Here is a 26,582-nt window from a genome sequence, read left to right as displayed (position 1 = left end):
GTTTTTGGAGTGAACCCGTGATTCGAGACTACGCAGGACGCGTGTGCACGGTGACGGGAGCCGCCTCCGGAATCGGACAGGCACTCGCGTTCGCCCTCGCCGAACACGGCGCGCGGCTGGCCCTCGCCGACGTCGACGCGGAGGGCCTGGACGCAACCGCGCGGCGGGCTCGGGAGTTGGGCGCGGAGCAGGTGCACGTCGACGTGGTCGACGTCGCGCGGCGCGAGCAGGTGCAGGACTGGGCGGACACCACCGCGGAGCGCTTCGGTCAGGTCAACCTGGTGATCAACAACGCCGGGGTGGCGTTGACCGCGAGCGTCGACGAGATGGAGTGGGCCGACTTCGAATGGATCATGGGCGTCAACTTCTGGGGCGTGGCCCACGGCACGAAGTCCTTCCTCCCGCACCTGCGCCGCGCCGATCCGGCGCGCGGCGCCCATCTGGTCAACGTGTCCTCCTCGTTCGGGCTGTTCGGGATGCCCGAGCGCAGCGCCTACTCCGCGACCAAGTACGCCGTGCGGGGCTTCTCCGAGTCCGTACGCAACGAACTGCGCCGTGAGGGCAGCGCGGTCGGGGTGACCACCGCGTACCCCGGCGGGATCAGGACCTCCATCGTGCGCAACTCGCGGGCGGCGCGGGGCACCGACCGGGCCGAGGTCGTGGCGGTGCACGACTCGTTGTCCAAGACCTCGCCGGAGCACGCGGCGCGCGTGATCCTCGGCAGCGTCCGCAAACGCCGCACCCGCGTGTGCATCGGTCTCGACGCGAAGGTCATGGACCTGGGCACCCGGCTGCTGGGCTCCGCGTTCGAACCGGTCGTACACGCCTCGATCGAACGGGCGCGGGCGAAGGTCGTGCGCCAGGCGGCCCCGCGGTCCTGACCCGGCGAAGCCGCACAAGCCTCCGAAAAACACGTCGGCCTGCTCGATCCGATCGGATCGAGCAGGCCGACGTCCATGTGCGGCGTCAGCTGGGGGCGTTCCAGCCGCCGCCACCGCCGAACGGGCCCCAGCCGCCGCCACCGCCGCCGCCGTGCTCGTCACCGCCGCCGTAGCCCCAGCCGCCCAGGCCGCCGCCGCCACCCCAACCGCCGTCCTGCGGAACCGACGCCGGTGCCACGTGGTCGGCGTGCGCCGTCAGGGCGAACGCCGGGCCGGCGGCCGCACCCGCCATGAGCAGCGCGGCGGCAACGGTGCCGGAAGCGCGCGTGATCCTACGCATGAGATCCCCTTCTCCTCGAAGAGACCGCCTCGCCCGAGGCGGTCGGGTTCATCCTGAACGCGGATCCGCGGGCGGCGGGCATCCGAATCGCCTCGAATAACCCGACGAATGCCGAGACTTCCGGCATCGTCGCTGCTCACGACGCATGTCGGCGATTTTCGAAACCACCCCTACGGACGCGCTCCGCACTGCTGCATTCGGGCGACCGGTGACGGGGACCGGTCGTCGTCGGTCGGGCGACGCAACCCGCGTTCGATGGCCTCGATGATCCGTGGGCGCAGTTCCTCGGCGCGGATGACGGCGTCGACGGAGCCGACCTCGACCGCGCGCCGAATGTCGTGCACACGGTCGAACTCCGCCGCCACCTCGCCGAGTTTTTCCGCCCGCACCGACGCGCGGAGCTCGTCGAGCGCCGCCTTGGCCGCGGCGCGCTCCGCGCCGAAGACGGTCGCGACGTGCGCCTCCTGCGCCCGCACCCGCGAGTCGGCGATCGTCCGGGCACGCACGTCGCCCGCGAACACCACCGCGGCGGCGGGCGCGCCGCCCAGGACCGAGGCGAAGGAACCCTCCAGCGCAAGCACGGTCATGTTCGGGTTGAGCGCCTTGGAGAAGACCACGAACGCGCCGCCGTGGTAGCGCGAGATCACGCAGAACACGATCGGGCCGCGGAAGTTCACGACCGCCCGGCCGATCTCCGCGCCGTACTCCAGTTGCAGCTTCCGCATCGACTCGGGCGAGCCGTCGAACCCGGACAGGTTGGCCAGCACCACCAGCGGCCGGTTGCCGGACGCCGCGTTGATCGCCCGCGCGACCTTCTTCGACGCCTGCGGGAACAACGTACCGGCGGTGTAGGTGTCGGGGCCGTCCGTGGGCGGGAAACCCAGGCGCGGCACCGCTCGCGACTCGATCCCGATCAGGCACACCGGCACTCCGCCCAGGCGCACGTCCTGCACGGCGGCGGTGTCCGCGTCGGCCATGCCCGCCCAGCGCTCCGACACGGGGTGGTCCTGGTCGGACAGTGCGCGCATCACGGTGCGGATGTCGAACGGCTTCTTGCGGTCCGGGTTGTGCTCCGCGGAGAAGATCTCACCGACGGTGGTGAAGTCGCTGCCCGCCCACGTGTGCGGGAAGTCGCGGACGTCCCGGTCGACGGGGTCGCTCGTCGGCGCCCGCCGCGGCATCGCCTCGCCGGGCACCACGTGGGTCCGGTCGTAGTGCTCCATCAACACATCCCGCGCGGCGCCCAGGTTCGGCGCCCAGTACTGCGCCTGCCCGTTCGGGCCCATCACCCGGTCGTAGCCGCCGATGCCGAAGTTGTCCTCGGCCGACACGCCCCCGGAGAAGTCCAACGACTGCTTGCCGGTGAGCACCATCGCGGAGTCGGGGGTCATCACGAGGATGCCCTTGGTGTGCATGAGCATGGTGGCCTCGGCGTTCCAGTACGGCTGTGCGCCGACGTTGATGCCCGCGACCACGATGTTGATCTCGCCGCCGTCCTGGGTGAACGTGACGATGCGCTTGAGCGCGGCGGCCACCCAGTCCATGTTCTCCGTGCCCGACTCCATCGAGATCCGCGCACCGGAGGACAGCGCGTACCACTCCACCGGCACCCGCATACGCTCCGCCAGATCCAGCGCCGCGATCACCCGACGGCACTCCGGCTCGGACAGCGCGCCGAGCGACTTCGTCGGGTCGCCGAGCAGGACGACCCGGTCGATGCCCTGCGGGTGCAGCTCGGTCGGTGTGCTGACCACGCCCGCCACGATCGCCGCCGTGTTGGTGCCCCTCGGTCGATCGACCGGCGCCAGGACGTGCTCATCGTCGAGGTCGTACTCGACGAAGTCGCCGAGCAGACGCACCAGTTCATACGGGTAGACGGTGTTGCGCGCGGCCGCGCGGAGCACCTTGCGCCGGTATTCGTCGATCGGCTCGATGGGCTCGAACGAACGTTCGCCGACAGTGAGTTCGGTGCCGCCGGAGGCGTCCACGGAGATCCGTACGGCGATCTTGTCCAGTTCACCGGTGTGCCGGCTGCGCATCCGAGCGATGACCAGGATCTCCTCCAGGCCGGCGCCCTCGGTGGTCGGCAATACGCGGTCGACGAGCGTTTCCAACTCGGCGCGGGTGATCTCGGTCGGCGGCCAGACGTAGATCACGATCCGGTTCGTGTCGGGGTACTTGCGCCCGGGTCGCCGCGACTGGGCGCGGCGGATCGAGTCGAGGCACGTGGCGACGACATTCTCGGCGGTCGGCAGGGCGACCAACCGGCCCTCGTGGTCGCGCAGTTCGGTCAGGTCGCGGACCTGGGCGAAGGCGACCAGGCGGTCGTCGGCGGGATTCTCCCGGGCCACGCACTGGAAGAGGTAGACCTCCTCGTCCGAGGACGGCAACCGGGTGAGGTCGAACTTGCTCAGCCGCTCCAACTGCATACGCTGCGCGATGTACGGGTGCAGGCCCCGGATCAACCGCTCCTCGACCATCCCGGTGTCGGACGGGCGGAACGTGAAGTGGTGGTGCATCACCGCGCCGCCGCGGCCCGCGACGGTGGTGGTGAGTCGGCGCACCCGAGGCGGCAGCGAGTGGGTGTCCACGACCTCGTGCAGCGCGGCGGCCATCGCGTCCGGGTCGGCCGGCTGCTTCTCCCACGCGAGATAGATGTCCGCCTCGACCGCGCCCTCGCCGTCCGAGAGTTCCGTGAGCCCGCGCAGCGCGCCGCCGAGTTCGTCGAAGCGCACCGCCGCGGAGACCAGGCGCGTGCCCGCCCGCTCGGCGACCACGAACGTGCAGCCGGCGACCTCGCTCGAACGCACGCCGGTGAGGCCCTTGTTGCCGTAGTACCGGCGGGTCAGCACCTCCAGCATGATCGTATGGTCCAGGCCGTCGCGGACGAGCCGCCGGCCGAGCAGGCACACCAGCGGTTCGGTGCTGCGCACCATCGACGCGATGCGCTCGGCACGGTCCGGGGTGTCCGGGTGCGCGTCCAGATGCCGCAGGTGCCGGCGCACGTCGGTGTAGACCCGGGCCCGGTTGCGGCGCAACAACGGCTGGGCCAGCCACGCGAACACCAGGCCGCGCGCGAGGTCGGCGACCACCGGGAAGCGCACCTGGGTCGCCGCGACCAGGCGCTCCAGGGCGAGGCCGACGGGCTCGCGCAACGTCGCGTCCGGCGGCGCCTCGCGCAACCACACGCGCAGCAGCGCCGAGACGACCGCGGCATCGGCGGACGCGCGTTGCCGGCCGAGGAAGATCCGGAACACCGCGGCTTCGAGCTCGGCCGAGGGCTCCGCTTCGGTGACGCCGTAGTGGGCGAGTGCCTTGGCCAGCTTGGCCCGGAACGCCTCGGGCAAGCCGGCCCGTTCGACGTCGAGGCTCTGCAGGTAGGTGTGGAAGTGTTCACGGGCGCTGTGCACGTGCCCCTCGCCCCCCACGTCCTCGCCCGCCGGGCGGTTGCGGCCCAGTTCGGCGAGGTCGGTGAACATCTCGACGAGTTCGAGTTCGCCGGCCAACGGCCGTTCGTCGCCATCCGCCAGGGCCGCCCGGCGTGCGGCGAGGTAGTCGTCGAGCACCCGGCGCTCGTCGTGCGGATCCACGTCGAAGCCCAGCAGCAGACCGCGCAGGTCCTCCCGGCCGCGAGCGGCGCGCTCCCGGGTCGGGATCGCCTCGGGGGCGGTCGGCAGCTCCAGCTCGACGGACGCGGTGTCCTCGGCTTCGGCTTCGGCGGCGGCGAGCGGTTCCAGGCGCAACAGCGCCGCACCGACGTCGACCTGACTGCCCACCGACACGGCGCATTCCTTCAACCGCGCCCGGAACGGTGCGCGCAGCACCGTTTCCATCTTCATGCTCTCCAGCACCAGGACCGGTGCGCCGGCCTCGACCTCGTCGCCGACGGCCAGGGGGGTGGCGACGACCAGGGCGGGGGCGGGGGAGCGTACGACGCCGCCCTCGTCGCGGCCGACGCGGTGGGTGACGCCGTCGACCTCGACCAGGTGGGTCGGCCCGTGGGTGGCGGTGAGCAGGCGGTAGCGGGTGCCGTTGACCACGATCTGGCCGGTGTGCCGGTCGAACCGGTCGAGTTCGACATCGGCGGTACGCACCACCTCGCCCGCCTCGATGCCGACCCGGAAGCGGTGCGGGCTCACCCGCGCCACCCGCACGCGGTAGCCCACGCCGCGCAGCTTCAGGTCCAGGGGGCGACCGCTCTCGTGCCGCACCTGTGGTCGCCCGCCCGCGGCCGTGGACAACAGCCGCTGGCGTTCGGCGTGTTCCTCCTCCTCGTACGCCTCGATCGCGGCGGCGGCGAGTGCGACGGCGGAGTGGCGGTGCGAGACGAGGCGGCCCTCGCCGCGCACGCGGTCGATCCAGCCGGTGTCGGCGCTGCCGTCGATCAGCTCCGGCTGATCCAGCAGGTCGAGGACGAAGCTCTTGTTGGTGGCACCACCCTCGATGATCACCGTGGTCTGCGCCATCGCCCGCCGCAACCGGCCCAACGCCTCGTCGCGGTCATGCCCATAGGCGATGATCTTGGCGATCATCGAGTCGAAGTCGGCGGGAATGGTGTCGCCCTCGCTCACCCCCGTGTCCACGCGGATGCCCGGCCCTGCGGGCAGGTCCAGGCGGGCGATCCGGCCCGGGGAGGGCGCGAAGTCGCGGTCCGGGTCCTCCGCGTTCAGCCGGGCCTCGATCGCGTGCCCGCGCTCCACGGGCGGCGTACCGTCCAGCAGCTCCCCCGCCGCCACCCGCAACTGGGCCTTGACCAGATCGAATCCGGTGGTGGACTCGGTGATCGGGTGCTCGACCTGGAGGCGGGTGTTGACCTCCAGGAACGCGAACTGCCGCTCCCCCGGGTGGTAGAGGAACTCGACGGTGGCGGCGCCGCGGTAGCCGACGGCCAGCGCCAAACGCTCGGCGGACGCCTTGAGTTCGGCCACCTGGTCCGGTGCCAGGACCGGCGAAGCCGACTCCTCGACGACCTTCTGGTTGCGCCGCTGGATCGAGCAGTCGCGCACACCCAGCGCCCACGCGGTGCCCTGGCCGTCGGCGATCACCTGGACCTCGACGTGCCGGGCACCGGTGACCAGGCGCTCCAGGAACACGACGCCGCTGCCGAACGCGCGCGCCGCCTCCTGGCTGGTGCGCTCGTACGCGTCGACCAACTCCGCGTCGTCCCTGATCACCCGGATACCACGGCCGCCGCCGCCGGCGGTCGCCTTGAGCATCAGCGGATAGCCGATCTCGGCCGCGGCCGTCAGGGCCGCGTCCAGGGTCTCCACCGCGCCGCGGCTCCACGGTGCGACGGGGACACCGACCTCCTCCGCGATCAGCTTCGAGCCGATCTTGTCGCCGAGTTTGCGCATCGCCTCCGCGCTCGGGCCGACGAACGCCACGCCCAACTCCCGGCACAGCTCGGCGAACGCCGGATCCTCCGCGACGAAGCCCCACCCGACCCACGCCGCGTCGGCGCCGGTGGCCACCAACGCCCGCTCCAGGGCCTTCAGATCCAGATACGGGCGCGCCGACGCGGGCCCCAGGTCATACGACAGATCCGCCTCGCGCACGAACGTGGCCGTACGGTCGACGTCGGTGTACAGAGCGATCGTCTCGATCCGGATCCCCGTTTCCTCAGCCAGCTCCCGGACGGCGTGGATGAGCCGCATCGCGGCCTCCCCACGGTTGACGATGGCAACACGACTGAACACCGGACCGAACCTCCTGTGAGTCAACGATGTGCGCGCCGCGACGGGGCGGTTCCGGCGGTGACGGCATTTCCGTCCCCCCGGCTGCGGCCACGTCGCAGACCGGGCAGGCTACCGGGCGCGGCGCACGGGAAATGCCCACGAGTCATCGTGCGCACGCGCCTGACCAGGGCATATCGACGAGAGCCGAGTTCCGGGGCGTGATGATCGCCTGATTGGCGGTCGCTCGTTCGGCGCAGTATCACTCCTCAGGATCGCGCCCGGCCGTCTTGGCGACCCTCGACGGCGGATACCTCGTCGGCGCCTTCGTCGCGGGGCGACACCACCCGACCGGCGTCGGGGCCGCCGAGTTCGGACGGGCCGGCGGTGAAGTCCTTGGCGACGCCGGGGACGGTCAGCGACCGGTACGGGGCATGACGCAGGAGCCCGGCCAGCACCCGGTAGCGCAGGCTCGGGACACATACGACCGGCGGGCGCCGCCGATGGATGGCCCGTACCGCCTGCTTCGCGACGTAGGCCGAGACCAGCGTGAGCGACGGGGGCGGGGCGGCGATGCCGGCCCGCACGTGGAACTGCGATGCGGTGTAGCCGAGTACGAGTGCGGTGAGCGCGACGGGCGAGGTGCGGATGCGACGGGAGTAGGCCAGCGACTGGGTCATGGCCAACTCGTACGACTTGGTCGCGCCGTACGCGGTGCCCTGCCAGGCCGGCCCGAGCGCGGCCACCGAGGAGACGACCAGGATCCGGCCGGAGCCGCGCCGGAGCATGTGCGGCAGCGCGGCGTGGACGAGCCGCGACGGGGCGACGACGTTGAGCGCGAGCATGCGCTGCTCGTCCGCCCAGGCCGTGCGGTCGAAGGGGGTGCCCAGGGCGGCGCCGGCGTTGTTGATCAGGATGTCGCTGTCGCACGCCGCCTCGGCCACCCGTTCGAGGTCGCCTTCGACCGTCAGGTCGGCGGGCAACGCACGGGCCTCGATGTGGTGTTCGGCGGCCAGTTCGCTCGCGAGGCGGTCGAGGGGTTCGGCGCTGCGGGCGACCAGGATCAGATCGTGGCCGCGAGCGGCGAGGGAGCGGGCGAGGTCGGCGCCGAGACCACAACTGGCGCCGGTGACCAGGGCCGTGGACATTACTGCCTCCTTCTCGAAGCGGGCGGAAGCGAACCGCCCGGCACCCCGGGGGCGTCCTCGGGGCGGAGGGACGAGCGAGCGCACCTCGTACGGGCCGGTTAACCGCACAGGCTCGGCAAAGGTCACGCCACGTCCGCGGTCGTGCGTTCGCGGCCCCTGATGGTTGCGTACTTGCGGGTGAACATCCGGGCGGGCTCCCGGTGCCGTTCCCGACGCATCGCCCCAGGTGAAGGGCCGGTTCGGGGGTGCGGGGGCGGTCGCGCGGGAGTTTTGCCCCGGACCTCGTCACCGATACACAAGACGCTCGATCGCATACCCGATCGGGGTTGCTGTACGGCGACGCGCCGCCGGGTGTGCCCGGTCCGACCGAGCAGGAAGGCATTCCCCGTGTACGCGATGCTGTGTGAGTTGTTGGTCGAGGAGTTCGGCATCGACGCCGCAGATATCGTTCCCGAAGCGACGTTCGCCACGCTGGAGTTGGACTCGCTGTCACTGGCGGAGCTGGCGGTCATCGTCGCGGACCGGACCGACAAGGACTTCCGCGGGCTCGGCAACCTGGACAAGGACACCACGTTGGGCGAGGCCGCCGCGGCGTTCGAGGCGGCCCCGCGCTGCGAGGCGCTCGTCCCGGGGGCTCGCGGCGCCGCGGCCCCGTCCGACGCATCCGGCGGCGCCGGTGTTCCCTCCGGCTCGGCCTCCGTTGCGGGTGCCCCGTCCTCGGAGGGCTGAGGTGGCCTCGGCCGAGGTCGCGGTCACCGGTCTGGGCCTGGTCACCGCGGGCGGGATCGGCGTCGAAGCCACCTGGCGGACCCTGTGTGCGGGCGTTTCCACGGCCCGCCGCGACCCGGTCCTCGCCGGCCTGGTCGTCGACGTCTCCTGTACCGTGCCGGACTTCGACGGGGACGCCCTCCTGGGTCGGCGGTTGTCCCGTCGCATGGATCGGACGGCTCGCATGACCGTCGCCGCCGCGCGCGAGGCCCTGGCCGATGCCGCCCTGGACCCGGGTGCCTGGGACCCCACCCGCGTCGGCGTGATCATCGGCTCGGGCGGTCCGGGCATGGAGTCCCTGACGGAGGCCATCGCGAGACTGACCGCGGATCGGGCCACCACCATCTCCCCCGCCGCACTGCCCCGTTCCCTGCCGAACAACCCGGCCACCGAGGTCGCCCTCGACCTGGGCGCCCAGGGCACCAACTTCGCGCCCGCCGCCGGCTGCGCGTCGGGCGCGACCGCGCTGGGCATCGCTCGCGACCTGGTGCGCGCGGGCACCCTGGACGTCGTCTTCGCCGGCGGCGCCGACACGATGTGCAACCGCATCACCGCGGCCTCCTTCGCCCAACTGGGCGCGCTGTCCACCCGGTCCGGCGACCCGGAGCAGGCGTGTCGGCCGTTCGACGCCGACCGCGACGGCTTCGTGCTGGGCGAGGGCATCGGCGTCCTGGTCCTGGAGCGGCTGGAGCACGCGCGGGCCCGCCGGGCCCGGGTGCGGGCCTTGCTGTCCGGGTACGGCTCGGCCAACGACGCCCACCACGTGACCGCGCCGCACCCCGACGGCCGCGGCGCCCGGCTCGCCACCCGCGCGGCGCTGGCCGACGCCGACTGGAGTCCGGGCGACGTCGACCACGTCAACACGCACGGCACCGGCACGGTCCTCAACGACGCCGCCGAGGCCCGCTTCCTCGCGGCCACCTTCGACCGCTGCCCGCCGGTCACCGCCGTGAAGAGCGTCCTGGGCCACTCCGGGGGCGCGGGCGGCGCGATCGAGGCGGCCGTCACCGTCCTGACCCTCGAACACGGGAGCATCCCACCCACGGCCAATCACCATCGCACCGATCCCGACATCGATCTGGACGTGGTTGCCAAGGTCCCGCGCCGCCCCGCCCGCCTGAACACCGCGATCTCCACCTCGGTCGCGTTCGGCGGCCAAAACGCCGTCCTCGCCTTCCGCGCAGCAACCTCAGGAGCCCCCGCATGACCGTGACCCGAGCGGAAACAACGTCGGCGCACTGCGCCGCCCCGGCCTCCGGGCGGCGGTTGGAAGAGTTGGACTGGTGGCGTTCGTGCAGTGTCCGGGTCGTCGACTCGGCTCCCGAACTCTCCGGCGTGGTGCGGTCGTTCCTGGACGACCTGACGGCGGCGTTCGTCCGTGGCGGGCACCGGCTCATCCCGTCGGCGGATCACGAGACCCGGCTCGACGTGGTCCTGGTGGGTGTATCCGTACCCGACGGCCCCGCCCCGCTGGCCGACCGGATCGTGGAGGAGCCGACTCCGCTGCTCCTCAAACTCCGCAAGGACCAGGGTCGGCAGGGCATGGTGGGGCGACTGGTCGCGGTCGCGGAAGTGCCCGAGCGGATGAGCGAGATGGCGCACCCGGAGGTGGTGCGCGTCGCCCGGATCCTGATGGCCAGGGTCGGCGTGTTCACCGTCGTGTTCGTCACCCCGGGCACGCTGCCCGGGGAGGTCGCCGAGGCGACGCTGTGCACGATGGAGGGCGGCCACCCCACCGAGACCGAGCACGTCGCCCAGGGCATCTGCGATCGGCTGGTCGCCGCGGCGTGTGCGCACGAGGTGGCGGGCCGGCACGACGTGGTGCGCGACGCGATCACCGCCGAGGCGTGGGCCGCGGCCCGCGCGCCGCGAAGCCTGGTGGCGGCCGGGACCCGGATGGGGGACCTCGGGCTGTTGCCCGCGCCGCACGCGATGCGCGACTTCGTCTCGCCCCGGCTGAGCCGCACGTACGCGATGTACCTCAACCTCCAGGGCTTCAGCGAGGGCATGCTCTTCGCGTTCGATCCCGACCTCGACGCGCTCGTGGTCACCGCGTCCGGACGCTGGGGGGTGGACAAACGCGACCTGTCCACCCGCGACCTCGTGGCCGTCGACCATCACATGGACCGGGGCCGGGTGCGCGTCCTGGCGCCCGAGGGCATGCAGCCGATGGCGCCGTCGGTGGAGGCGTGGGAGGTCTGCGCGCTGTTCGAGGCGGCGCCCACCGTACGGGTCGGCAAAAACGCGGCGGGGCACTGGCAGTGGGATCCGAACGGTACCCACGAGGTGCCGGCCATTCGGGCGGGCCTGCACGCGCACGTCGGTGTCTCGTACGCCGACCCGGCGCTGATCGAAAGCATCCCGCCGGACCGGGACCGCTATCCGTACGGGTTCGGCTGTGGCACCGACCTGATGATCGACGTGGCCCGCTCCACGCTGGCCGACTCGCGCGCGCTGCACGATCCCGCGGACACCCGCCACTACGTGCGCTGGCCCATGCTCTACCACGGCGAGATGGCCCTGGAACTCTGGGGCCCGGACCAGCCCGACGAGCCGCTGCGCGGTCTCCTGGACGTGTTCGACCCGCAGGTGCTGGGAGCCGTGCACTTCCACGCGGACCACATCGACCAACCCTGCTGAGCGGTACCCCGTACCCCGCACGCATACGTGACGACGTCGGCCTCCGAGACCACGATTCGGGTCTCGGAGGCCGACGTCGTCACGTGGACCGGATGACGAACGCCACGCACCGTCGTCCACCAACCGATTCGCCCCGCCGGATCCGGGTGGGATCCGACGGGGCGAGGCAACGGGAACCGATTTCAACCAACGGCGTCCGTTTCGATGGTCGGGGCCGACCGCGCGAGCGCAGGCTCCCGGTTCGGCGGGTCGTCAGACCCCCACACGCTCCAGGAGCGAGCGGTGGCCGTCGTCGTGCTGGTAGCCACCGCCGCCGTGGGGGCGGTGGCCGTGGGGACGGTGGTGGTCAGCCTCGTGGTCGGACTCCTCGTAACCCTCGTCGTCGTCGTAGTCGTTGTTCTCGATCTCGGCAATGACGCATTCGCTCCCGAACGCCGGGTTGAGCGCGGCCACCGCGTTCGCGGTATTGGCGCACCCCTCGGCCGGCGTGTGGAACGGAGACTGGCCGATGTTGCCGGAAAAGACACCCGAGGACTTCACCGCGGCGGCGTCGGCCTCGGAGCTCGCGCTCGCGGCACCCGTGCCCGCCATCACGAGAGCGGCGGTACCGACGGCCAGGACTCCGGCCTTTTTGAACGAGTTCACGACAATCTCCCGTATAGCGCAACATCCGCGCCGCCGGACCGCGACGCGCACCCGGTTCAACGAGACGACGCGTCTCCGGCAACCACCATCCACCCGGTTCACCCGAATGACTCACACCCCCAACGACCCGGCGCCTTCCTGGAGCACGGTCGCCACGAGGTATGAACGCCCGGGTCATCCCTGACGCAAAAGCCGTGGCCCGACGGGTTCGTGGCGGACGCGGCCCGACGGTCGGACGGGGGTCAACCGACGTCGGGCCGCGCGGGTGCCGGCCACGGGGGGAGCCGGCACACTCGTACAACTACCCCAGTCACGCACGGCGATACACCAACAACCTTAAGTATTCGCGATGTTCGTGATCGCACACCCGGCGGGCGGCGCATCGCGGCCTCAGTCCGTCGGGACCCAGCTGCCGTGGAAGCCGAGCGGGACCCGGACGGGGAGGTGGACGCGCGCCACCGGCTTGCCGGTGAAGTCCTGCGCGGACAGGACGACCAGGTCGGTGGCGTCGCGCTCGGGGTTGTTCACGTAGGCGAGGATGTAGCCGTCGTCCTCGGCACGTCCCGCGGACCCGCCCCGCTCGGCCGGAACGAACACCGGCTCGCTCGCGTCCGCACCGCGCGGAAGGCGGTGCACCGCGGTCGTACCGCGCACCAGGTCGTGCTTGACCAGCCCGTTGCCCGCCCGGATGCCACTCTCGCTCACCGCCGGCCCGTAGGCGCGGTACAGCTCGACGGACGCCGCGGTGTAGCCGTATCGGTGACGCCTGCCCAGGTACGCCTCGTTGATCCGGGGGAACTCCTGCGGGCGGTCGTCGACACGTTCGGTGCGCACGACGCCGAGCACGGGGTCGATCGTCCAGCGGTGCAGCGAGGGCGGCCCGGCCGCCGCCGGACCGCCGAGTCCGCGTCCGGCGGGCTCGAAGGGCGCGGGCATGCGCGTGAAGTCGACGACGACACGTCCGGCGCCGTCGTCGTAGGCGTTGAGCGTGTGCGAGAAGTAGAACGGCGGGATGTCGAACCATGCCGCCGGGCCGCCCGCTCGTGGCAACAGGCCGACGCGCGCCGGGTGTCGTGGGTTCCAGACGTAGGGCACCAGGGCCCCGGCAGCGGCGGCCTCGGCGTCGAAGGTGATGGGGTTGTCGAAGAGGACGACGTACTTCTCGGTGAGGCCGAAGTCGTGCATCATCGGCGAGTCCGCCACCGGCACGCGCGTGGTTCGGGCGACGTGTCCGGCCCGGTCCAGCACGATGTGGCGCACATGGTCCCAGTCGATGGCATACGTCACCGCGTGCAGTTCGCCGGTGTGCGGGTCGAACTTGGTGTGCGCCGCGAAGGATCCGTCGAGGGTGCGGTCGAAGTCGCACGGCCCGACGGTGTTCAGGTCGCCGTCGAGCGCGTAGGGCAGCGGTCCGCCCTCCTGGCACGCCAGAATTCGCCCGCGGTACCCGATCACGTGCGTGTTGGCCGCGAAGTCGTCGACGGGGGGCGGCTGGGGGCCCCGGTACGGTTCCCCGAGCCGCGCGGCGACGTCGGCGGAACGCACCCAGCGGCTGCGGTACCACTCGGCCCGGCCGTCGCGCAGCCGTACGCCGTGGACCATTCCCGCGCCGATCATCCAGTGGTGCGCCCGGGGGTCTTCGAGGCCCAGGACGTTGGGTCCGTTGCGCAGGTAACGACCGTCGAGCGCGCGCGGCAGACGACCGGTGACAGGCAGGTCGAAGGCGGTGACCTCCTCCCGCTGCGGGGCGAACGCGCCTTCCAGGAACGGGAATCGGCGACGGTCGGCGGCGTCGGGATCGGGCTGCGGCGCGGCGGCGAACGCCGGGCCGGTCGCGCCGAGGACGCCTGCGGCGATGCCGCCCGCCGCGAGTGCGCCACCGCGCAGGACGGTCCGTCGTGTGGGGCTGTTCATGACGACACTCCGTTTCGTGGGCTGTGTGTCCAGCGTGCCGCCGCCCCGGCACCACGACGATGGCACTGCCTCCATGACCGCGGTGGGCCTGTACCCACCCCCGGCCATCGGGCGAGCCGACCCGGTCGGGTGAACAACTCGACGGTGCCTGGGGGGGTTCGGGCGCTCGCCCCGTGGTTCAGGCGCCCGCCCGCAGAGCGGCGTCGAGGGCGCTCATGAGCTGTCCGACGCGGTTTCCCGAGGTCGGCGCGAGGGGGTATCGCCGCAGTACGGAGACCAGTTCCGGCGTGGCACGTCGTCGAGCCAGTTCGATCAGCGTGTCCCCGACCGCGGGGTCGCCGCCCGCGCCCAGTTCGCCGATGCGGGCGGCACTCGCGGCGGCGCGCAGGATGTGTCCGACCTGGGTGGCCCGCGATATCGGGTGCAGGTAGGCGGCGGCTGCCGCGTCGCCGGCGGAGCGCGCGGCGAGGCGGGCCGCTTCGGTGCCGGCGTCCTTGGCGGCCCGGTGTGCGTCCAACGAGGCGACGCGCTGCAGCCTGGTCCGCCTCGCACCGTCGACGAACTCCCAGGCGGCGTCGAGCGCCGCGCGCGGGCGAGGGTCGCCGGGAGCACCCTCCTCGAACACGGGCAGAACGTCGCGCGCGCTCTCCGCCGCATAGCGCGTCACGACGCGCAACTCGTCCATGGTCAGCTCGAAGTCGCCGAAAACACTCGCCACGGCGTCGATCCTGCCACCGCCTGCGCGCGGGCGGGTCCCCCGAACACTCCCGCGACCTTGCCACATGGGTCGACGACCGGGAAACCCCGGCCGGGGCGCTGCGCCGGCTCGGCCTCGCCGACCACGCCAACGCCCTTTCGGGGCCCGCGATGTGACGGCGTTTCAGGCGTCGCGGGTGGCATTCCGGTCGAGACTCTTCCGGCGCGGTGCGACATGTGCCATGTTACATGTCGCACATCGGAAGGCTGCGTCCCGGTACGCGGCCACAACAGCTCCGGAGGCCCCCGCACATGCGTCTCTCCCGGATATCGACGGCCCGCGCGCGAAGTCTCCCCGCGCTCGGCGTAGCCCTGTTCCTGGCCCTCGGCCTGTTCGCTCCGCAGGCCCAGGCCCAGGCCCAAGCTCAGACCCAAGCCCAGGCCCAAGCCACCACCGCCCCGGCCGCGGCCCGCGCAGGTGCCGGCAAGACCCCGCCCACCGCGCCCCGGTCGATCCCGGTCCCCAAGTCACCCGACGCCCGGGCCGACGCCTCCGGCTTCGACATCTCCTCGCAGGAAGGCACCGAGGAGCGCGCCCAGTCGGCCGCCCCGACCGCCGAACCCGGCGCGGACGGCAGGCAGTTCTCGGCCGCCGCCAACGGATGCGGCGACCTGTCCGCAGTGATCGACGCGAGCGGCCCCGAGCTGATCCGACAGCTGACGGCGCTCCCCGACGTCACGTGCACGTACCCGCTGTTCAACCTCACCGGCACGACCGCGGGAACGGCCTTCCGCGAAGCCAAGATGGTCACCGTCGCCGACGCGCTCCGGGACGCCTCCGCGGCGTACCCCGGCACCAACACCACCTCCATCGGGCAGCTGGTGCTGTTCCTGCGCGCCGGCTACTACGTGCAGGACAACAACACGAACGCCGTCGGGGCCTACGGCCCGGCGCTGGACACCGCGGCCCGCGCCGCACTGGACGCCTTCTTCGCCTCCCCGCACAGCAAGGACGTCACCGACGCCAACGGCGCGACCCTCAACGAGGTCGTCACGCTGATCGACAGCACCGGCACCGCCGGTCGGTACGCCGGTGTCGTCAAGTGGCTCCTCGCGAGCTACGACGCCACGTGGCCCGACGGGATGACGCTCGCCGTGGCGCACGTCGAGTGGGTCGCCGAGAACGGCTTCAAGGCCAAGAACGACGCCCGCGGCTGGCGGGCCGCCCTCAAGGCCGATCCCACCATCACCAACACCTGGGCCGACTTCATCATCCGCAACAACGCCCAGCTCAACCGCCTGGACGTGGTCAGCAACGTCGGCCGCTTCCTCGGCTACGCCCTCGACATCCCCGAGTTGAAGGATCGGGTCCGGCCGCTGCTGAAGGACCTGATCAACCGCTACCCGAACATCGGCCCCACCGGACCGATCACCATGAACCTGGCCTGGTACACCCGCGCGTTCGACCGGAACAACTGTGCGGCGTACGCCATATGCGACCTGGGTGCCCGAGTGCTCCCGGTGGTCCTGCCGACCCAGCACGTCTGTAGCCCGAACCTGAAGATCCGCGCCCAGGACATGTCCCCCGCGCAACTGACCGGCACCTGTAGCAGTCTGATCAACCAGGACGCCTACTTCCACCGGGTGATCGGCGACAAGGGCGCGATCCCGGGCGATGTGAACACCAACCTCGAGGTCGTCGTCTTCGACGACTACACCCAGTACTCGCTGTACGCCTGGGCCATCTACGACATCGACGTCGACAACGGCGGCACGTACGAGGAGGGCAACCCGAACCTGGCCGGCAACCAGGCCCGCTTCATCGCCCACGAGGCCGACTGGCTGCGTCCGTCCTTCCAGATCTGGAACCTCAACCACGAGTACACCCACTACCTCGACGGCCGATACAACATGTACGGCGACTTCGAGGCGGGCATGACCACACCGACCATCTGGTGGGTCGAGGGCATCGCCGAGAACATCTCGTACGGCTACCGCAACCAGCGCAACGCCGACGCGATCGCCGCGGCCGGACAGAAGACCTACACGCTCAGCCAACTCTTCGACACCGTCTACGACCAGGACGACAACCCCGACGTCAACTCGGCCCGGGTCTACCGGTGGGGCTGGCTGGCCGTGCGCTACATGCTCCAGGCGCACCCCGCCGACGTCGAGACCGTGCTCGCCAAGTACCGCACCGGCGACTGGGCCGGCGCCCGCACCTTCCTGAAGCAGACCATCGGCACCGGCTACGACGCCGACTTCGCCAACTGGCTGACGACCACCTGCGCCTCCGCCGACTGCGGCCCGCTGCCGGAGGCCGCGGCCATTGCGCTGTGCACCAACGCCGACCCCCGGCAGTTCGACAAGAACTGCCGCCGGGACAATCTCACGGCCACCACCGGCAACGCCGCCTACCACTTCCTGTACCTGCCGGCCGGCGTCAAGGAATTGACCATCACCACCACCGGCGGCACCGGCAACGCCGACCTGTACTACGGCGGCGGCACCTGGGCCACCACCACCGACTACCGGGCGAAGTCCACCAACGCCGGCAACGCGGAAACCCTGACGATCGCCGATCCGCCATCCGGCTGGGTCTACTTCACCCTCGCCGCCGCACAGAGCTTCACCGGCGTGACCGCGAGCACGCAGTACAAGTGAGCCGGTCCGCCGGCAATCCTTGAACCGGGGTGAGCCACCGGAACACCCCGAGCACGACGGCGGTCCCCGCCATCCGATGTCGGATGGCGGGGACCGCCGCCGTGGCCTCCGCCGTTACTGCGGCGGAGTGTCCTGATCCCGGCCGAGTTGGTCCTTGAGCCTGTCCTGGGCAGTGTCGACCTGACCGGTGTACTTGCCCTGGGTCTTGTCGTCGACGAAGTCGCCCGCCTTGTCGACGCCCTGCCCGGCCTTGTCCTCGTGGCCCTTCAGCATCTGCTTGAGCTTGTCCATGACGGACATCGTGGCCCTCCTCGAACGTGGTGATCCTGCACTCCAGCGTCACACTCGTTCCAGCGGGGTGCATCCGGAGTCGCCGCCCTCGCGCTGGTGGCCACGCCGGGCGTCGCGGTCGAAAATGCCCAGGATCTCGCAGGGCCCGCCGGCCGTACCGATCGCGTGCGGCAACATCGTGGGGAACTCGGCGGCCTGATTCGTCTCGATGCGGAGGCGGCGATGGCCGAGCATCAGGATCGCCGTGCCGGACAGCACGACGAGCCATTCCCGGCCCGGGTGGGCGCGCATCCGCGCGGGATTGTCCGGCGGCGGCTCGGTCATGCGCTGACGCACCACGCTCATGCCCGGGTCGCCCTTGATGGGCCAGCGCATCAGGCCGTGCGCGCCGTCGATCATCGGACTGACGACCACGTCGTCGGCGGCGGTCTCCACGAGTTGGTCCAGCGTGGTGTCCAGCGCGCGGGCGAGGGTGACCAGCTGATCCAGGGCGAGCCGGCGCCGCCCGTTCTCGATCCGGCTCAGTGAGGACTGACTGAGGTTGGCGCGCCCGGCCAGCTCCTCCAGGGACCAGCCCTGCGCCACCCGCAGGGCACGGATGCGTTTGCGCACGAGGCTGTCCAGCTCCCCATCTTCTTGCGTCATAGGCAACATCGTATGCCTTTACTGCAAAGCGGGCCTAGCGTCGAGAGTGCTTGATCCGCTTGATCCGCAGCCTTCGGTCCCCCGTTCAGCGCCCCGCGACCGGTCACACCGGCGTCTGTTCGGCATGCCGTTTTGGAGAGGACCCCATGAGTACGCACCAGCCCGCACCGACCGCCGCGACCGGCGGGAACGGTGTACCCGACGCGCGCCGGCTGCGCGCCATCCTGATCGCCGTATCCGTCGCGCTCATGGCCGTCATCGCGTCGGTGTCCGGGCTGAATGTCGCCCAGACCCACATGGCGGTCGAGTTCGACGCCTCGCAGGGCACGGTCCTGTGGATCATCAACATCTACACCCTCGCCCTGGCCGCGCTCCTGCTGCCGCTCGGCGCGATCGGCGACCGCGTGGGCCGCAAACCGATGCTGATCGCCGGGTTGGGCATCTTCGGCGCGGCGAGTGTCGCGGCGGGCCTGGCCCCGACGGCGGAGGTCATGCTGGCCGCGCGCGTGGCCGCCGGTGTCGGGGCCGCGATGATCATGCCGATCACCCTGGCCGTCATCACCGCCACCTTCCCCGAGGCGCGGCGCGGCAGGGCGATCGGCGTGTGGACCGGCGTCGCGGGAGGCGGCGGCATCCTGGGCATGTTCCTGTCCGCGTTCCTCGTCGATGTCGCGGACTGGCGTTCGTTGTTCGTACTGCCCGTCGTGCTGAGCGCGGTGGCGCTGGCGATGACGCTGAAGTCGGTCCCCGACTCCCGGGAAAAGTCGGCCCATCGTTTCGACACGGTCGGCGCGCTGGTCTCCGTCGTCGCCGTCGTCGGTCTCATCTTCGTCCTGCAGGAGGGTCCCGAGCACGGTTGGACGGCTCCGGCGACGGTGATCGGCCTCGCCGTCGGCGGGATCGCCGCCTTCGGTTTCGTGGCCTGGGAACTGCGCCGGCGGGACGCCTCGCTGCTGGACGTACGGCTGTTCCGCGAGCGTGGCCTCGCGGGCGGGTCGCTGACGCTGCTGGTGGTCTTCGGGGTCCAGGCGGGTATCGCCGTGGTCCTGTTCCCGTTCTTCCAGGCCGTGCTCGGGTGGTCGGGTCTGCTGTCCACGCTCGCACTGATGCCGATGGCCGTGATGATGATGGCGGCCTCGGGCCTGGCCCCCGGGCTCGCGGCACGGATCGGCTCCCGCGCGACGATGGCCGTGGGCATCGCGCTGGCCGGGATCGGCCTGGCCCTGATGGCCCTGTTCGTCTCCGCCGCCGGCGGCTATCCGACCGTCCTGCCCGGCATGCTCGCCATGGGGATCGGCATGGGCCTGTCCATGACGCCTTCCACCGAGGCGATCACCGGATCCCTGCCGCGCGAGAAGCAGGGTGTCGCCTCCGCGCTCAACGACGTCACCCGCGAGTTCGGCACCGCCCTCGGCGTGGCCCTGCTCGGCGCGCTGCTGTCCGCCGGATACCGCAACGCCATCGCGGACCGGCTGAACGGCATCCCCCGGGGGCCCGCGGACACCGCCCGGGAAGGCGTCGCCAACGCCGTCGAGGTGGCGGACGGCACCGGCCCGCACGCGCCGGCCCTGCTCCACGCCGCCCGGCAGTCCTTCGTCGACGCCTGGCAACAGGCCATGTGGGCGGGTGCGGCCGTGCTGGGCGCGCTCTTCCTCTACATCGCCTTCCGCGGCCCGGAAAACAGCACCCCCGCGGCCGTGGACGAGCCGCAGACCCCCGACACCGTCGCCACCCGCTGAACCCGAAACGCGGGGCCCGCACCGGCTGCGGCAGGCGTTGTCGGGCGCCCGCGGAGCGGCGCGCGGGACGATCGCCCCGCGCGCCGCTCGGGGCGGTACCGACCATGAACGGGCGGGGCGGCACGGTACGTTCGGGTGGTCCCGATCCGTTCGCCCGCAGCGCCCCGAGGAGGGAAATGCCGAACAGCCGGCCGGAGTCGCGTGACTCGGGCGACCTGCGCTGGGTCCGTACGGCGCACGCCGATTCGCTGGAGATCGTCGACCCGGAGTCCGGGCGCTCGGCCGTCGTGGTCAGACCGGACGAGGACGTACTGGTCATGGACGACCTGGTGCGGCTGGACCGGTTGGCCTCGGCCGCGACCAACCTGGCGGCCTCGCCGGACGCGCATCGCGAACTGATCGATCTCGTGGAGGCCGAACCCCTGCCGGTCCTCACCGGGCTGAGCTGGATCATCGCGCTGTGGTGCGTCGCGTGCGAGGTCCGTACCGGTATGTCGGCGATCGAGGGTGCTCGCGGGCTCGACTACCACGGCGCGTGGCGCCGAACGCCGACCTCGGACGACGAGCACATGTGGAACGCCCTCACCCAACGGGTGCGGATCGGCGTCCTGGCCGCGCTCAGCGAGGACGAACAGGCCAGGCGCGCATTCGCGCAGGCGATCGCGAACCCACCGGGGGTGGCCCGGGCCTTGGCCCACCACACGGTGGTGCTCATGGACGGATTCCGCCAGGACATGACCTCGAACGGACTGCGCCCCCAACACCTGCTCACCACCTTCGCCGAGCACACCCACCCCACGACCCACCCCCGCCGCTGCTTCACCCCGAGCCGGCAACCGTAGCGACTGCCTCGAAGGCGAACCCGGCCGATATGTACCAGGATGGGCCGGGGGGCTCGTCCCGTGAGCGGCCGTCCGCACCCGAGCGGGTCGGCCGTCGGCGCGGGACGCACATTCCAGGCCACGCAGCTCGTGATCGGAGTCGACATGACCGCGCTTCTCCCGCCGATCAAGCCTTACCTCGAACCCGCCGCGCAGGAGTTGTGCGACGCCACCGCCCCGCATCCGCGAATCTACGAAGTGCCGCCCGAGAAGGGCCGCGAGATCCTGCTGGGGCTGCAGAGCGACCCGACGGTGCCCCGCCCGGACGTCGACGAGGAGTGGGTCGACGTGGACGCCGGCGAGTGGGGCAGCGTCCGCACCCGCATCATCCGGCCCAAGGAGGCCGTCGGCCCGCTGCCGGTGGTCTTCTACATCCATGGCGCCGGCTGGGTCTTCGGCGACGACCGGACCCACGACCGCCTCTTCCGTGAACTCGCCGTCGGCGCGGGCGCCGCGGGCGTCTTCCCCGTGTACGACCGCGCGCCCGAGGCGAAGTACCCCACCCAGGTCGAGCAGAACTACGCCGTGGGGCAGTGGGTGCTGGAGCACGGCGCCGACCATGGCCTGGACACCTCACGGATCGCGGTCACCGGCGATTCGGTCGGCGGCTGCATGTCGACGGTGTTCGCGCTGATGAACAAGGAGCGCGGCGGCGTCGACCTCAAGGCCCAGGTCCTGCTCTACCCGGTGACCGACGCCGACTTCGACACCCCCTCGTACCTGCAGTTCGCGGAGGGCTACTACCTCACCCGCGACGGCATGAAGTGGTTCTGGGACGCCTACACCACCGACCCCGCCCAACGCGCCGAACACCACGCCTCTCCCCTGCGGGCGAGCCTCGACGAGCTCAAGGGCCTCCCGACCACCCTGGTCGTCACCGACGAGGCCGACGTGCTGCGCGACGAGGGCGAGCAATACGCCAACAGGCTGCGCGAGGCCGGCGTCGACGTCACCTGCGTCCGGGTGGCGGGCATGGTCCACGACTTCCTCCTGCTGGACAGCCTGCGCGACACCCGCGCCGCGAACGTCGCCCGCACACTCGCGGTCAACGCCCTGCACACGGCCCTGCACGGCAATTGACCCGTCGCGGCGCCACCCCACCACACGACGAGACCGGGCCCCGTCGCCCTATCGGGCAGACCGGGCCCGGTCTCGCCCGACGTCGGCCACGAGTTGCTTGGCGAGTGGTTCGGACGAGGCCGGATTCCGGCCGGTGTAGAGGTTGCGGTCGACGATGACGAAGGGGCGCAGCGGGATCCGGGACTTGGTGTAGTGGGCGCCGCTGTCGCGCAGGCGGTCCTCCAGCAGCCATTGGGCCTTGCGCCCGAAGCTGTTGAACTTCTCCTCGACGTTGGACAGGGCGGTCATCCGGTATCCGGTGAACGGCCATGATCCGTCCGCGTCGGTCGCCGCGAATGCCGCGGCGGGGCCGTGGCACAGCAGCGCGAGGGGCTTGCCGGAGGCCAGGACGCGGGTGAGCAGCGCCCCGGAGACCGGGTCGACCGCGAGGTCTTCCATCGGCCCGTGGCCACCGGGGTAGAACACCACGTCGAAGGCGTCCGGGTCGACACCGTCCAGCGCCCGGGGGTGGTCCAGCTCGGCCTTGATCGTGTCCAGGTGGCGGCCGACCTCGCGCAGCCTGGCCGGCCGGCCCGCGGTCCACGACATGCTGAGCCGGTCCAGCGTCGGCGCCTTCCCGCCCGGGGTGGCGATCGTGCTCTCCCACCCGGCCTCGGTGAAGATCTTGTGCGGCATCGCCAGTTCCTCGCCCCAGAAGCCCGAGGGGTGTACCACTCCGTTGCGCAGCGTCCAACGGTCCGCCGCGGACACCACGAAGAGGACCTTGGTCATGTCGTTCTCCCTTGCTTCGGGGACAGGTTCGGTACCGCCGTCCGCACAGACCCGGCACGAGCGCCCTTGCCCATCATCAGCCGCACGACGGCCCGGGGCGATCGGTCAACGCCCGGTGTTCTTCACCACGGCCCCCGGCACGCCCCGAGGCGCCTACATCTTGATCCACTCGGTCGAGGTGGTGACCGCGTCGAGGACGTCCGGCAGGGGCTCGACGCCGAGGCCGGGGGCGGTGGGGACGTCGAGGTGGCCGTCGGAGAGTACGAATGGCTTTGTGATGTCGGTGGCGAAGTATCGGGCGGACGCGGAGGTGTCGCCCGGGAGGGTGAAGCCGGGCAGTGCGGCCAGGGCCACGTTGGCGGCGCGGCCGAGGCCGGTCTCCAGCATCCCGCCGCACCAGACGGCGACGCCGTGGGCCCGGGCGAGGTCGTGGATGCGGCGGGCTTCGAGATAGCCGCCGACGCGCCCCGGCTTGATGTTGACGACGGAGCAGGCGCCGAGGGAGATGGCCGCCGCCGCGTCGGCCGCGGACGTGATGGATTCGTCCAGGCAGATCGGGGTGCGCAGCCGCTTGGCCAGTGCGGCGTGCCGGATCAGGTCGTCGTTGGCCAGGGGCTGTTCGATCAACTGGAGGCCGAAGTCGTCCAGCCCGGCGAGGTGTTGCGCGTCCGAGAGGGTATAGGCCGCGTTGGCGTCGACCTGTAGCGGGAGATCGTCGCCGAAGCGCTCGCGCACCGCGCGTACCGGAGCGAGGTCCCACCCGGGCTCGATCTTCAGCTTGATCCGCACGTAACCCTCGGCGATGTACCGCTCCACGGCGTCGAGGAGTTCGGGCACGGAGTCCATGATCCCGACCGAGACACCGCAGGGGACCCGGTCCCGCTCGGCGCCCAGGTAGGAGCCGAAGGACTCGTCGGCGGCGCGCAGATGCGCGTCCAACACCGCCGTCTCCAGCGCGGACTTCGCCATGCGGTGGCCGGTGAAGGGCGCCATGACCCGGCCCGGGTCGTGCACGTCCAGGCCGTCCTTCGGTAGGGCGGGGATCAGGAACCGGCGCAGCACGTGTTGGACGCTGTCCACGTACTCGGAGGAATAGCGCGGCTCGGACATGGCCCCGCACTCGCCCCACCCCTCGTGGTCGGCGGTGACGACGCGGACCAGCAGCACGTCGCGGGTGGTCTCCACGCCGAAGGAGGTGCGGAACGGGGTGACGAGCGGCATCGCGATCCGACGCAGTTCGATGCCGGTGATCTTCGTCTTCATGACTGGTGGCTCCTGTACCGGGGATCAGACACGGGTGGTGGCGGCGGTGCGTTGCACCACGTAGCGGCGGCGTTCGTGGAAGCCGACGACGCGGGCGCCTTCGGCGAGCAGACCGCCCAGGGTGGCCCGTACGGCCAGCCGCCAGGCCCGGGCGGTGTCGGGGTCGGTGAGGCGCAGCGCCTCGATGTCGTCGGGGAGGTCGACGAGTACGGTCTCGGCGTCGGTCGAGGCGGTCTCCGGGCGGCCCCGGTGATTGCGGACGCCGTGGGCGGCGCCGAGCGGCGGTTCGACCGCCTCGGGTGGGGTGGGCGCGGTGAGGTCCCAGGCGACCAGGACCCGGTCGGACTCGTCGCCGCCGTTGATGGTGTCGTGCATCGCGCCGTAGAAGGACGGCACGTAGTCCTGCGGCAGTGCGCCGAGTTTGGTCAGATTGAAGTGGGCGTTGCGGCGGATGAGGGGGTCGTAGGTCCAGGTGATGCGGCGTAGTCGATGGGCGAGCGCCCACTGCCGCTGGTGCATCTTGAGGGCGAGGCCCACGCCGCGCCCCACGACGGAGCCGGTGATGTGCGAGTGCAGGCTGGTGCCGACGGGTTCGCCGAAGAAGGCGACCGACGCTCCCACCAGGCGGCCGTCCTCGTACGCTCCCGCCACGTAGTTCCCGGTGTACGCGAGTGCCCGCAGGACCTCGGCGGAGATGGGTGAGTTGCCGGGTCGGGACCCCCAGATGCCGGCATAGAGGAGGCTGACGGCATCGAGGTCCTCCATCATGCGCAGTTCTCGGATTGTGGATCCGTTCATCGCAGTGCTCCGAGTGGGTGGGCCGGCGGCCGGGCAGGGGCCGGCACGGTGGCGGTGAGGGCATGTGGGTGATCGGTGTGCGCGGCACGGCCGGTCGCGCATGCGGCCACCGGGCACGGAACTCCCCACCCCGGCGGGGTGGTTGCCGTATCGGGCCGCACGGAAGCCGTCCGCCGCGGTGGGCCGTGGCCGAACGCGTTCACGTCACTTCCGCAGGTTAAAACCGGCGGGGTTCCGGCGCCTTTGTTGCCGGCTACCGGGATACGCCCGCCGTTTTGTACGCCGGTACAACCGGGGCGGGTCCGCCCCGCAGCGGAATTCCTGCATGCCGGGAATTTGGTATTCCCGTGCCCGCGCGCGGTTCGGGCGCGCGCGTATCCAGGAATTCCGGGAGTTTTCCGGGATCCGGGCCCCGGTATCGCGCCGGCGCGCCTCTTTGGCCGGACATACAAAGCATTCGAGGAATCTCTGGACGGGCATCACATGCCTCCGGCGGATCCAGGGGCCACGCTTTCGGCAGGCACAATCCGGCAAACGCACGGCGGGCCGGTCCCGCCTCGTGGGAAGTGCCGGTGTGAGCGGTGGCGAATCCGCGCTCCGGTCCCGATGGCCGAGCTCCGCGGCGCGGTGTGGTCGTCCCGCGCCCGGTGCGCATCCATTACGGTCCGGCCGGCGCCGGTCGAGAGGGGTCCCTGTCAGATGACGGCACCATTGCACGAGCCGACCGCGAAGGCGGCCCCGAGCCCGGTCGCGGCAGCGGCCCCCGGAGCGGTCGACGAAGCGGCGGCGGTCGGGGGCAACACCGGGCCCGTACAGGGCCGTTCGCCGGCGCGGATCGCCTGGGATCGGCTCAGGCGGGACAGGTTGGCCCTGGCGGGCGGCGCCGTCATCCTCGCGCTCGTCGTGATCGCGGTGTTCGCGCCGGTGATCTCGAACCTGATCGGACAGGATCCGGACGTCTTCCACGAGGACACGATCGACCCGCTGTTCGGCACCCCCAAGGGATCCCTCGGCGGCATCAGCGGCGAACACCTGCTGGGCGTGGAGCCGGTCAACGGCCGGGACATCCTCGCCCGCATCCTCCACGGCGCCCGAATCTCGCTGCTCGTCGGCTTCCTGTCCGCCCTGGTGGCGGTCGTCCTGGGCACGGTCCTGGGGATTGTGGCCGGTTTCTTCGGCGGTTGGGTGGACGCCGCCATCAGCCGCGTCATGGACGGTCTGCTCGCCTTCCCACAACTGCTGTTCATCATCGCGCTGGTCTCGGTCATGCCGAACGACATGTTGGGCATGACCGGCTCGAGCGTCCGCGTCTTCGTGATGATCCTGGTCATCGGTTTCTTCGGATGGCCCTACATCGGGCGCGTGGTGCGCGGCCAGACGCTGTCGATGCGCGAACGCGAGTACGTCGAGGCCGCCCGAGCGCTGGGCGCCGGGCGTTTCCACATCCTGGCCAAGGAGTTGTTGCCCAATCTCGTGGCCCCGATCGTCGTCTACACGACGATGATGATCCCCACGAACATCCTGACCGAGGCCGCGCTCAGCTTCCTGGGTGTGGGCGTCAAGCCGCCCACCGCCTCGTGGGGACAGATGCTCTCGAACGCGATCGACTACTACGACTCGGATCCGCTGTACATGATCGTTCCGGGCGTGGCCATCTTCACCACCGTTCTTGCCTTCAACCTCTTCGGCGACGGCGTACGCGACGCGCTCGACCCCAAGGGCTCGCGCTGAACCGCCCTACCCGAG

General features: G+C 71.3%; 20 protein-coding genes. 9 read left to right on the top strand and 11 right to left on the bottom strand.

The window, feature by feature from the left end; genetic code table 11:
* Positions 1–17: 17 nt before the first annotated feature.
* A complete protein-coding gene (locus ACMXN5_RS45550; RefSeq protein ID WP_439680751.1) occupies positions 18–881 on the top strand; it encodes an SDR family NAD(P)-dependent oxidoreductase in 864 nt (287 codons plus the stop codon).
* Between the two features lie 85 nt (positions 882–966).
* Here the strand turns inward: ACMXN5_RS45550 and ACMXN5_RS45545 are convergent, their stop codons facing one another.
* From ACMXN5_RS45545 to ACMXN5_RS45535, 3 genes are all read right to left on the bottom strand, one after another.
* On the bottom strand, positions 967–1,221 hold the full coding sequence (locus ACMXN5_RS45545; RefSeq protein ID WP_439680750.1) for a hypothetical protein: 255 nt from the start codon (positions 1,219–1,221) through the stop codon (positions 967–969).
* A gap of 170 nt (positions 1,222–1,391) precedes the next feature.
* A complete protein-coding gene (locus ACMXN5_RS45540) occupies positions 1,392–6,917 on the bottom strand; it encodes a carboxyl transferase domain-containing protein (protein WP_439680749.1) in 5,526 nt (1,841 codons plus the stop codon).
* Positions 6,918–7,162: 245 nt separating this feature from the next.
* A complete protein-coding gene (locus tag ACMXN5_RS45535; protein WP_439680748.1) occupies positions 7,163–8,041 on the bottom strand; it encodes an SDR family NAD(P)-dependent oxidoreductase in 879 nt (292 codons plus the stop codon).
* A gap of 396 nt (positions 8,042–8,437) precedes the next feature.
* On the opposite strand from ACMXN5_RS45535, the gene ACMXN5_RS45530 reads away from it, so the two are divergent.
* From ACMXN5_RS45530 to ACMXN5_RS45520, 3 genes are read left to right on the top strand one after another with little or no spacing between them, the layout of a single operon-like run.
* Positions 8,438–8,770, top strand: a complete 333-nt coding sequence (locus ACMXN5_RS45530) for a phosphopantetheine-binding protein (RefSeq protein WP_395798673.1) — start codon at positions 8,438–8,440, stop codon at positions 8,768–8,770.
* Between the two features lies 1 nt (position 8,771).
* A complete protein-coding gene (locus tag ACMXN5_RS45525) occupies positions 8,772–10,016 on the top strand; it encodes a beta-ketoacyl-[acyl-carrier-protein] synthase family protein (protein WP_439680747.1) in 1,245 nt (414 codons plus the stop codon).
* A complete protein-coding gene (locus ACMXN5_RS45520) occupies positions 10,013–11,449 on the top strand; it encodes a hypothetical protein (RefSeq protein ID WP_439680746.1) in 1,437 nt (478 codons plus the stop codon). The genes ACMXN5_RS45525 and ACMXN5_RS45520 overlap by 4 nt, the downstream gene beginning before the upstream one ends.
* A 252-nt stretch (positions 11,450–11,701) precedes the next feature.
* Here the strand turns inward: ACMXN5_RS45520 and ACMXN5_RS45515 are convergent, their stop codons facing one another.
* The 3 genes from ACMXN5_RS45515 to ACMXN5_RS45505 all read right to left on the bottom strand — a co-directional run bounded on the left by ACMXN5_RS45515 (position 11,702) and on the right by ACMXN5_RS45505 (position 14,726).
* A complete protein-coding gene (locus tag ACMXN5_RS45515; protein ID WP_439680745.1) occupies positions 11,702–12,094 on the bottom strand; it encodes a chaplin in 393 nt (130 codons plus the stop codon).
* A 390-nt stretch (positions 12,095–12,484) separates the two neighbouring features.
* Positions 12,485–14,008: a carotenoid oxygenase family protein gene (locus tag ACMXN5_RS45510; protein ID WP_439680744.1), complete on the bottom strand. Its 1,524-nt coding sequence runs from the start codon at positions 14,006–14,008 to the stop codon at positions 12,485–12,487.
* 178 nt (positions 14,009–14,186) lie between these two features.
* Positions 14,187–14,726, bottom strand: a complete 540-nt coding sequence (locus ACMXN5_RS45505) for a putative immunity protein (RefSeq protein WP_439680743.1) — start codon at positions 14,724–14,726, stop codon at positions 14,187–14,189.
* A 290-nt stretch (positions 14,727–15,016) separates the two neighbouring features.
* Between ACMXN5_RS45505 and ACMXN5_RS45500 the strand changes: the two genes are divergently transcribed.
* Complete coding sequence (locus tag ACMXN5_RS45500; RefSeq protein ID WP_439680742.1) at positions 15,017–17,368, top strand: collagenase; 2,352 nt, start codon at positions 15,017–15,019, stop codon at positions 17,366–17,368.
* A gap of 114 nt (positions 17,369–17,482) precedes the next feature.
* On the opposite strand, the gene ACMXN5_RS45495 is transcribed toward ACMXN5_RS45500, so the two are convergent.
* Together ACMXN5_RS45495 and ACMXN5_RS45490 are read right to left on the bottom strand one after the other, a co-directional pair.
* Positions 17,483–17,668 (bottom strand): antitoxin, encoded by a 186-nt coding sequence (locus ACMXN5_RS45495; RefSeq protein WP_439680741.1) that lies wholly within the window; start codon positions 17,666–17,668, stop codon positions 17,483–17,485.
* 39 nt (positions 17,669–17,707) lie between these two features.
* On the bottom strand, positions 17,708–18,313 hold the full coding sequence (locus tag ACMXN5_RS45490; protein ID WP_395798631.1) for a helix-turn-helix domain-containing protein: 606 nt from the start codon (positions 18,311–18,313) through the stop codon (positions 17,708–17,710).
* A gap of 137 nt (positions 18,314–18,450) precedes the next feature.
* On the opposite strand from ACMXN5_RS45490, the gene ACMXN5_RS45485 reads away from it, so the two are divergent.
* From ACMXN5_RS45485 to ACMXN5_RS45475, 3 genes are all read left to right on the top strand, one after another.
* The gene (locus tag ACMXN5_RS45485) at positions 18,451–20,043 is read left to right on the top strand and encodes an MFS transporter (protein ID WP_439680740.1); all 1,593 of its coding nucleotides are present in this window, start codon (positions 18,451–18,453) and stop codon (positions 20,041–20,043) included.
* Between the two features lie 176 nt (positions 20,044–20,219).
* The gene (locus ACMXN5_RS45480) at positions 20,220–20,885 is read left to right on the top strand and encodes a hypothetical protein (protein ID WP_439680739.1); all 666 of its coding nucleotides are present in this window, start codon (positions 20,220–20,222) and stop codon (positions 20,883–20,885) included.
* Positions 20,886–21,029: 144 nt separating this feature from the next.
* Positions 21,030–22,004, top strand: coding sequence for an alpha/beta hydrolase (locus ACMXN5_RS45475; protein ID WP_439680738.1), 975 nt, complete (start codon positions 21,030–21,032; stop codon positions 22,002–22,004).
* Between the two features lie 48 nt (positions 22,005–22,052).
* Here the strand turns inward: ACMXN5_RS45475 and ACMXN5_RS45470 are convergent, their stop codons facing one another.
* The 3 genes from ACMXN5_RS45470 to ACMXN5_RS45460 all read right to left on the bottom strand — a co-directional run bounded on the left by ACMXN5_RS45470 (position 22,053) and on the right by ACMXN5_RS45460 (position 24,836).
* Positions 22,053–22,775 (bottom strand): type 1 glutamine amidotransferase domain-containing protein, encoded by a 723-nt coding sequence (locus tag ACMXN5_RS45470; RefSeq protein WP_439680737.1) that lies wholly within the window; start codon positions 22,773–22,775, stop codon positions 22,053–22,055.
* A 153-nt stretch (positions 22,776–22,928) separates the two neighbouring features.
* Entirely contained in the window at positions 22,929–24,038 is a 1,110-nt protein-coding gene (menC, locus tag ACMXN5_RS45465; protein ID WP_439680736.1) for an o-succinylbenzoate synthase, read from the bottom strand.
* A 24-nt stretch (positions 24,039–24,062) separates the two neighbouring features.
* Positions 24,063–24,836: a GNAT family N-acetyltransferase gene (locus ACMXN5_RS45460; protein WP_439680735.1), complete on the bottom strand. Its 774-nt coding sequence runs from the start codon at positions 24,834–24,836 to the stop codon at positions 24,063–24,065.
* A 699-nt stretch (positions 24,837–25,535) separates the two neighbouring features.
* On the opposite strand from ACMXN5_RS45460, the gene ACMXN5_RS45455 reads away from it, so the two are divergent.
* A complete protein-coding gene (locus ACMXN5_RS45455; protein ID WP_439680734.1) occupies positions 25,536–26,567 on the top strand; it encodes an ABC transporter permease in 1,032 nt (343 codons plus the stop codon).
* Positions 26,568–26,582 lie beyond the last annotated feature (15 nt).

Origin of the sequence: Embleya australiensis (assembly GCF_051903075.1) — a bacterium.
GTDB lineage: Bacteria > Actinomycetota > Actinomycetes > Streptomycetales > Streptomycetaceae > Embleya.
The sequence above is the reverse complement of the archived record's forward strand: the minus strand, read 5'-3'. Positions and strand labels throughout refer to the sequence as shown.

Coding starts and splice junctions, on each gene's coding strand:
- ACMXN5_RS45545 (WP_439680750.1), bottom strand. CDS start 1,221: ATGCGTAGGATCACGCGCGCTTCCGGCACCGTTGCCGCCGCGCTGCTC.
- ACMXN5_RS45535 (WP_439680748.1), bottom strand. CDS start 8,041: ATGTCCACGGCCCTGGTCACCGGCGCCAGTTGTGGTCTCGGCGCCGAC.
- ACMXN5_RS45530 (WP_395798673.1), top strand. CDS start 8,438: ATGCTGTGTGAGTTGTTGGTCGAGGAGTTCGGCATCGACGCCGCAGAT.
- ACMXN5_RS45520 (WP_439680746.1), top strand. CDS start 10,013: ATGACCGTGACCCGAGCGGAAACAACGTCGGCGCACTGCGCCGCCCCG.
- ACMXN5_RS45510 (WP_439680744.1), bottom strand. CDS start 14,008: ATGAACAGCCCCACACGACGGACCGTCCTGCGCGGTGGCGCACTCGCG.
- ACMXN5_RS45500 (WP_439680742.1), top strand. CDS start 15,017: ATGCGTCTCTCCCGGATATCGACGGCCCGCGCGCGAAGTCTCCCCGCG.
- ACMXN5_RS45495 (WP_439680741.1), bottom strand. CDS start 17,668: ATGTCCGTCATGGACAAGCTCAAGCAGATGCTGAAGGGCCACGAGGAC.
- ACMXN5_RS45490 (WP_395798631.1), bottom strand. CDS start 18,313: ATGTTGCCTATGACGCAAGAAGATGGGGAGCTGGACAGCCTCGTGCGC.
- ACMXN5_RS45485 (WP_439680740.1), top strand. CDS start 18,451: ATGAGTACGCACCAGCCCGCACCGACCGCCGCGACCGGCGGGAACGGT.
- ACMXN5_RS45480 (WP_439680739.1), top strand. CDS start 20,220: ATGCCGAACAGCCGGCCGGAGTCGCGTGACTCGGGCGACCTGCGCTGG.
- ACMXN5_RS45475 (WP_439680738.1), top strand. CDS start 21,030: ATGACCGCGCTTCTCCCGCCGATCAAGCCTTACCTCGAACCCGCCGCG.
- ACMXN5_RS45470 (WP_439680737.1), bottom strand. CDS start 22,775: ATGACCAAGGTCCTCTTCGTGGTGTCCGCGGCGGACCGTTGGACGCTG.
- menC (WP_439680736.1), bottom strand. CDS start 24,038: ATGAAGACGAAGATCACCGGCATCGAACTGCGTCGGATCGCGATGCCG.
- ACMXN5_RS45460 (WP_439680735.1), bottom strand. CDS start 24,836: ATGAACGGATCCACAATCCGAGAACTGCGCATGATGGAGGACCTCGAT.
- ACMXN5_RS45455 (WP_439680734.1), top strand. CDS start 25,536: ATGACGGCACCATTGCACGAGCCGACCGCGAAGGCGGCCCCGAGCCCG.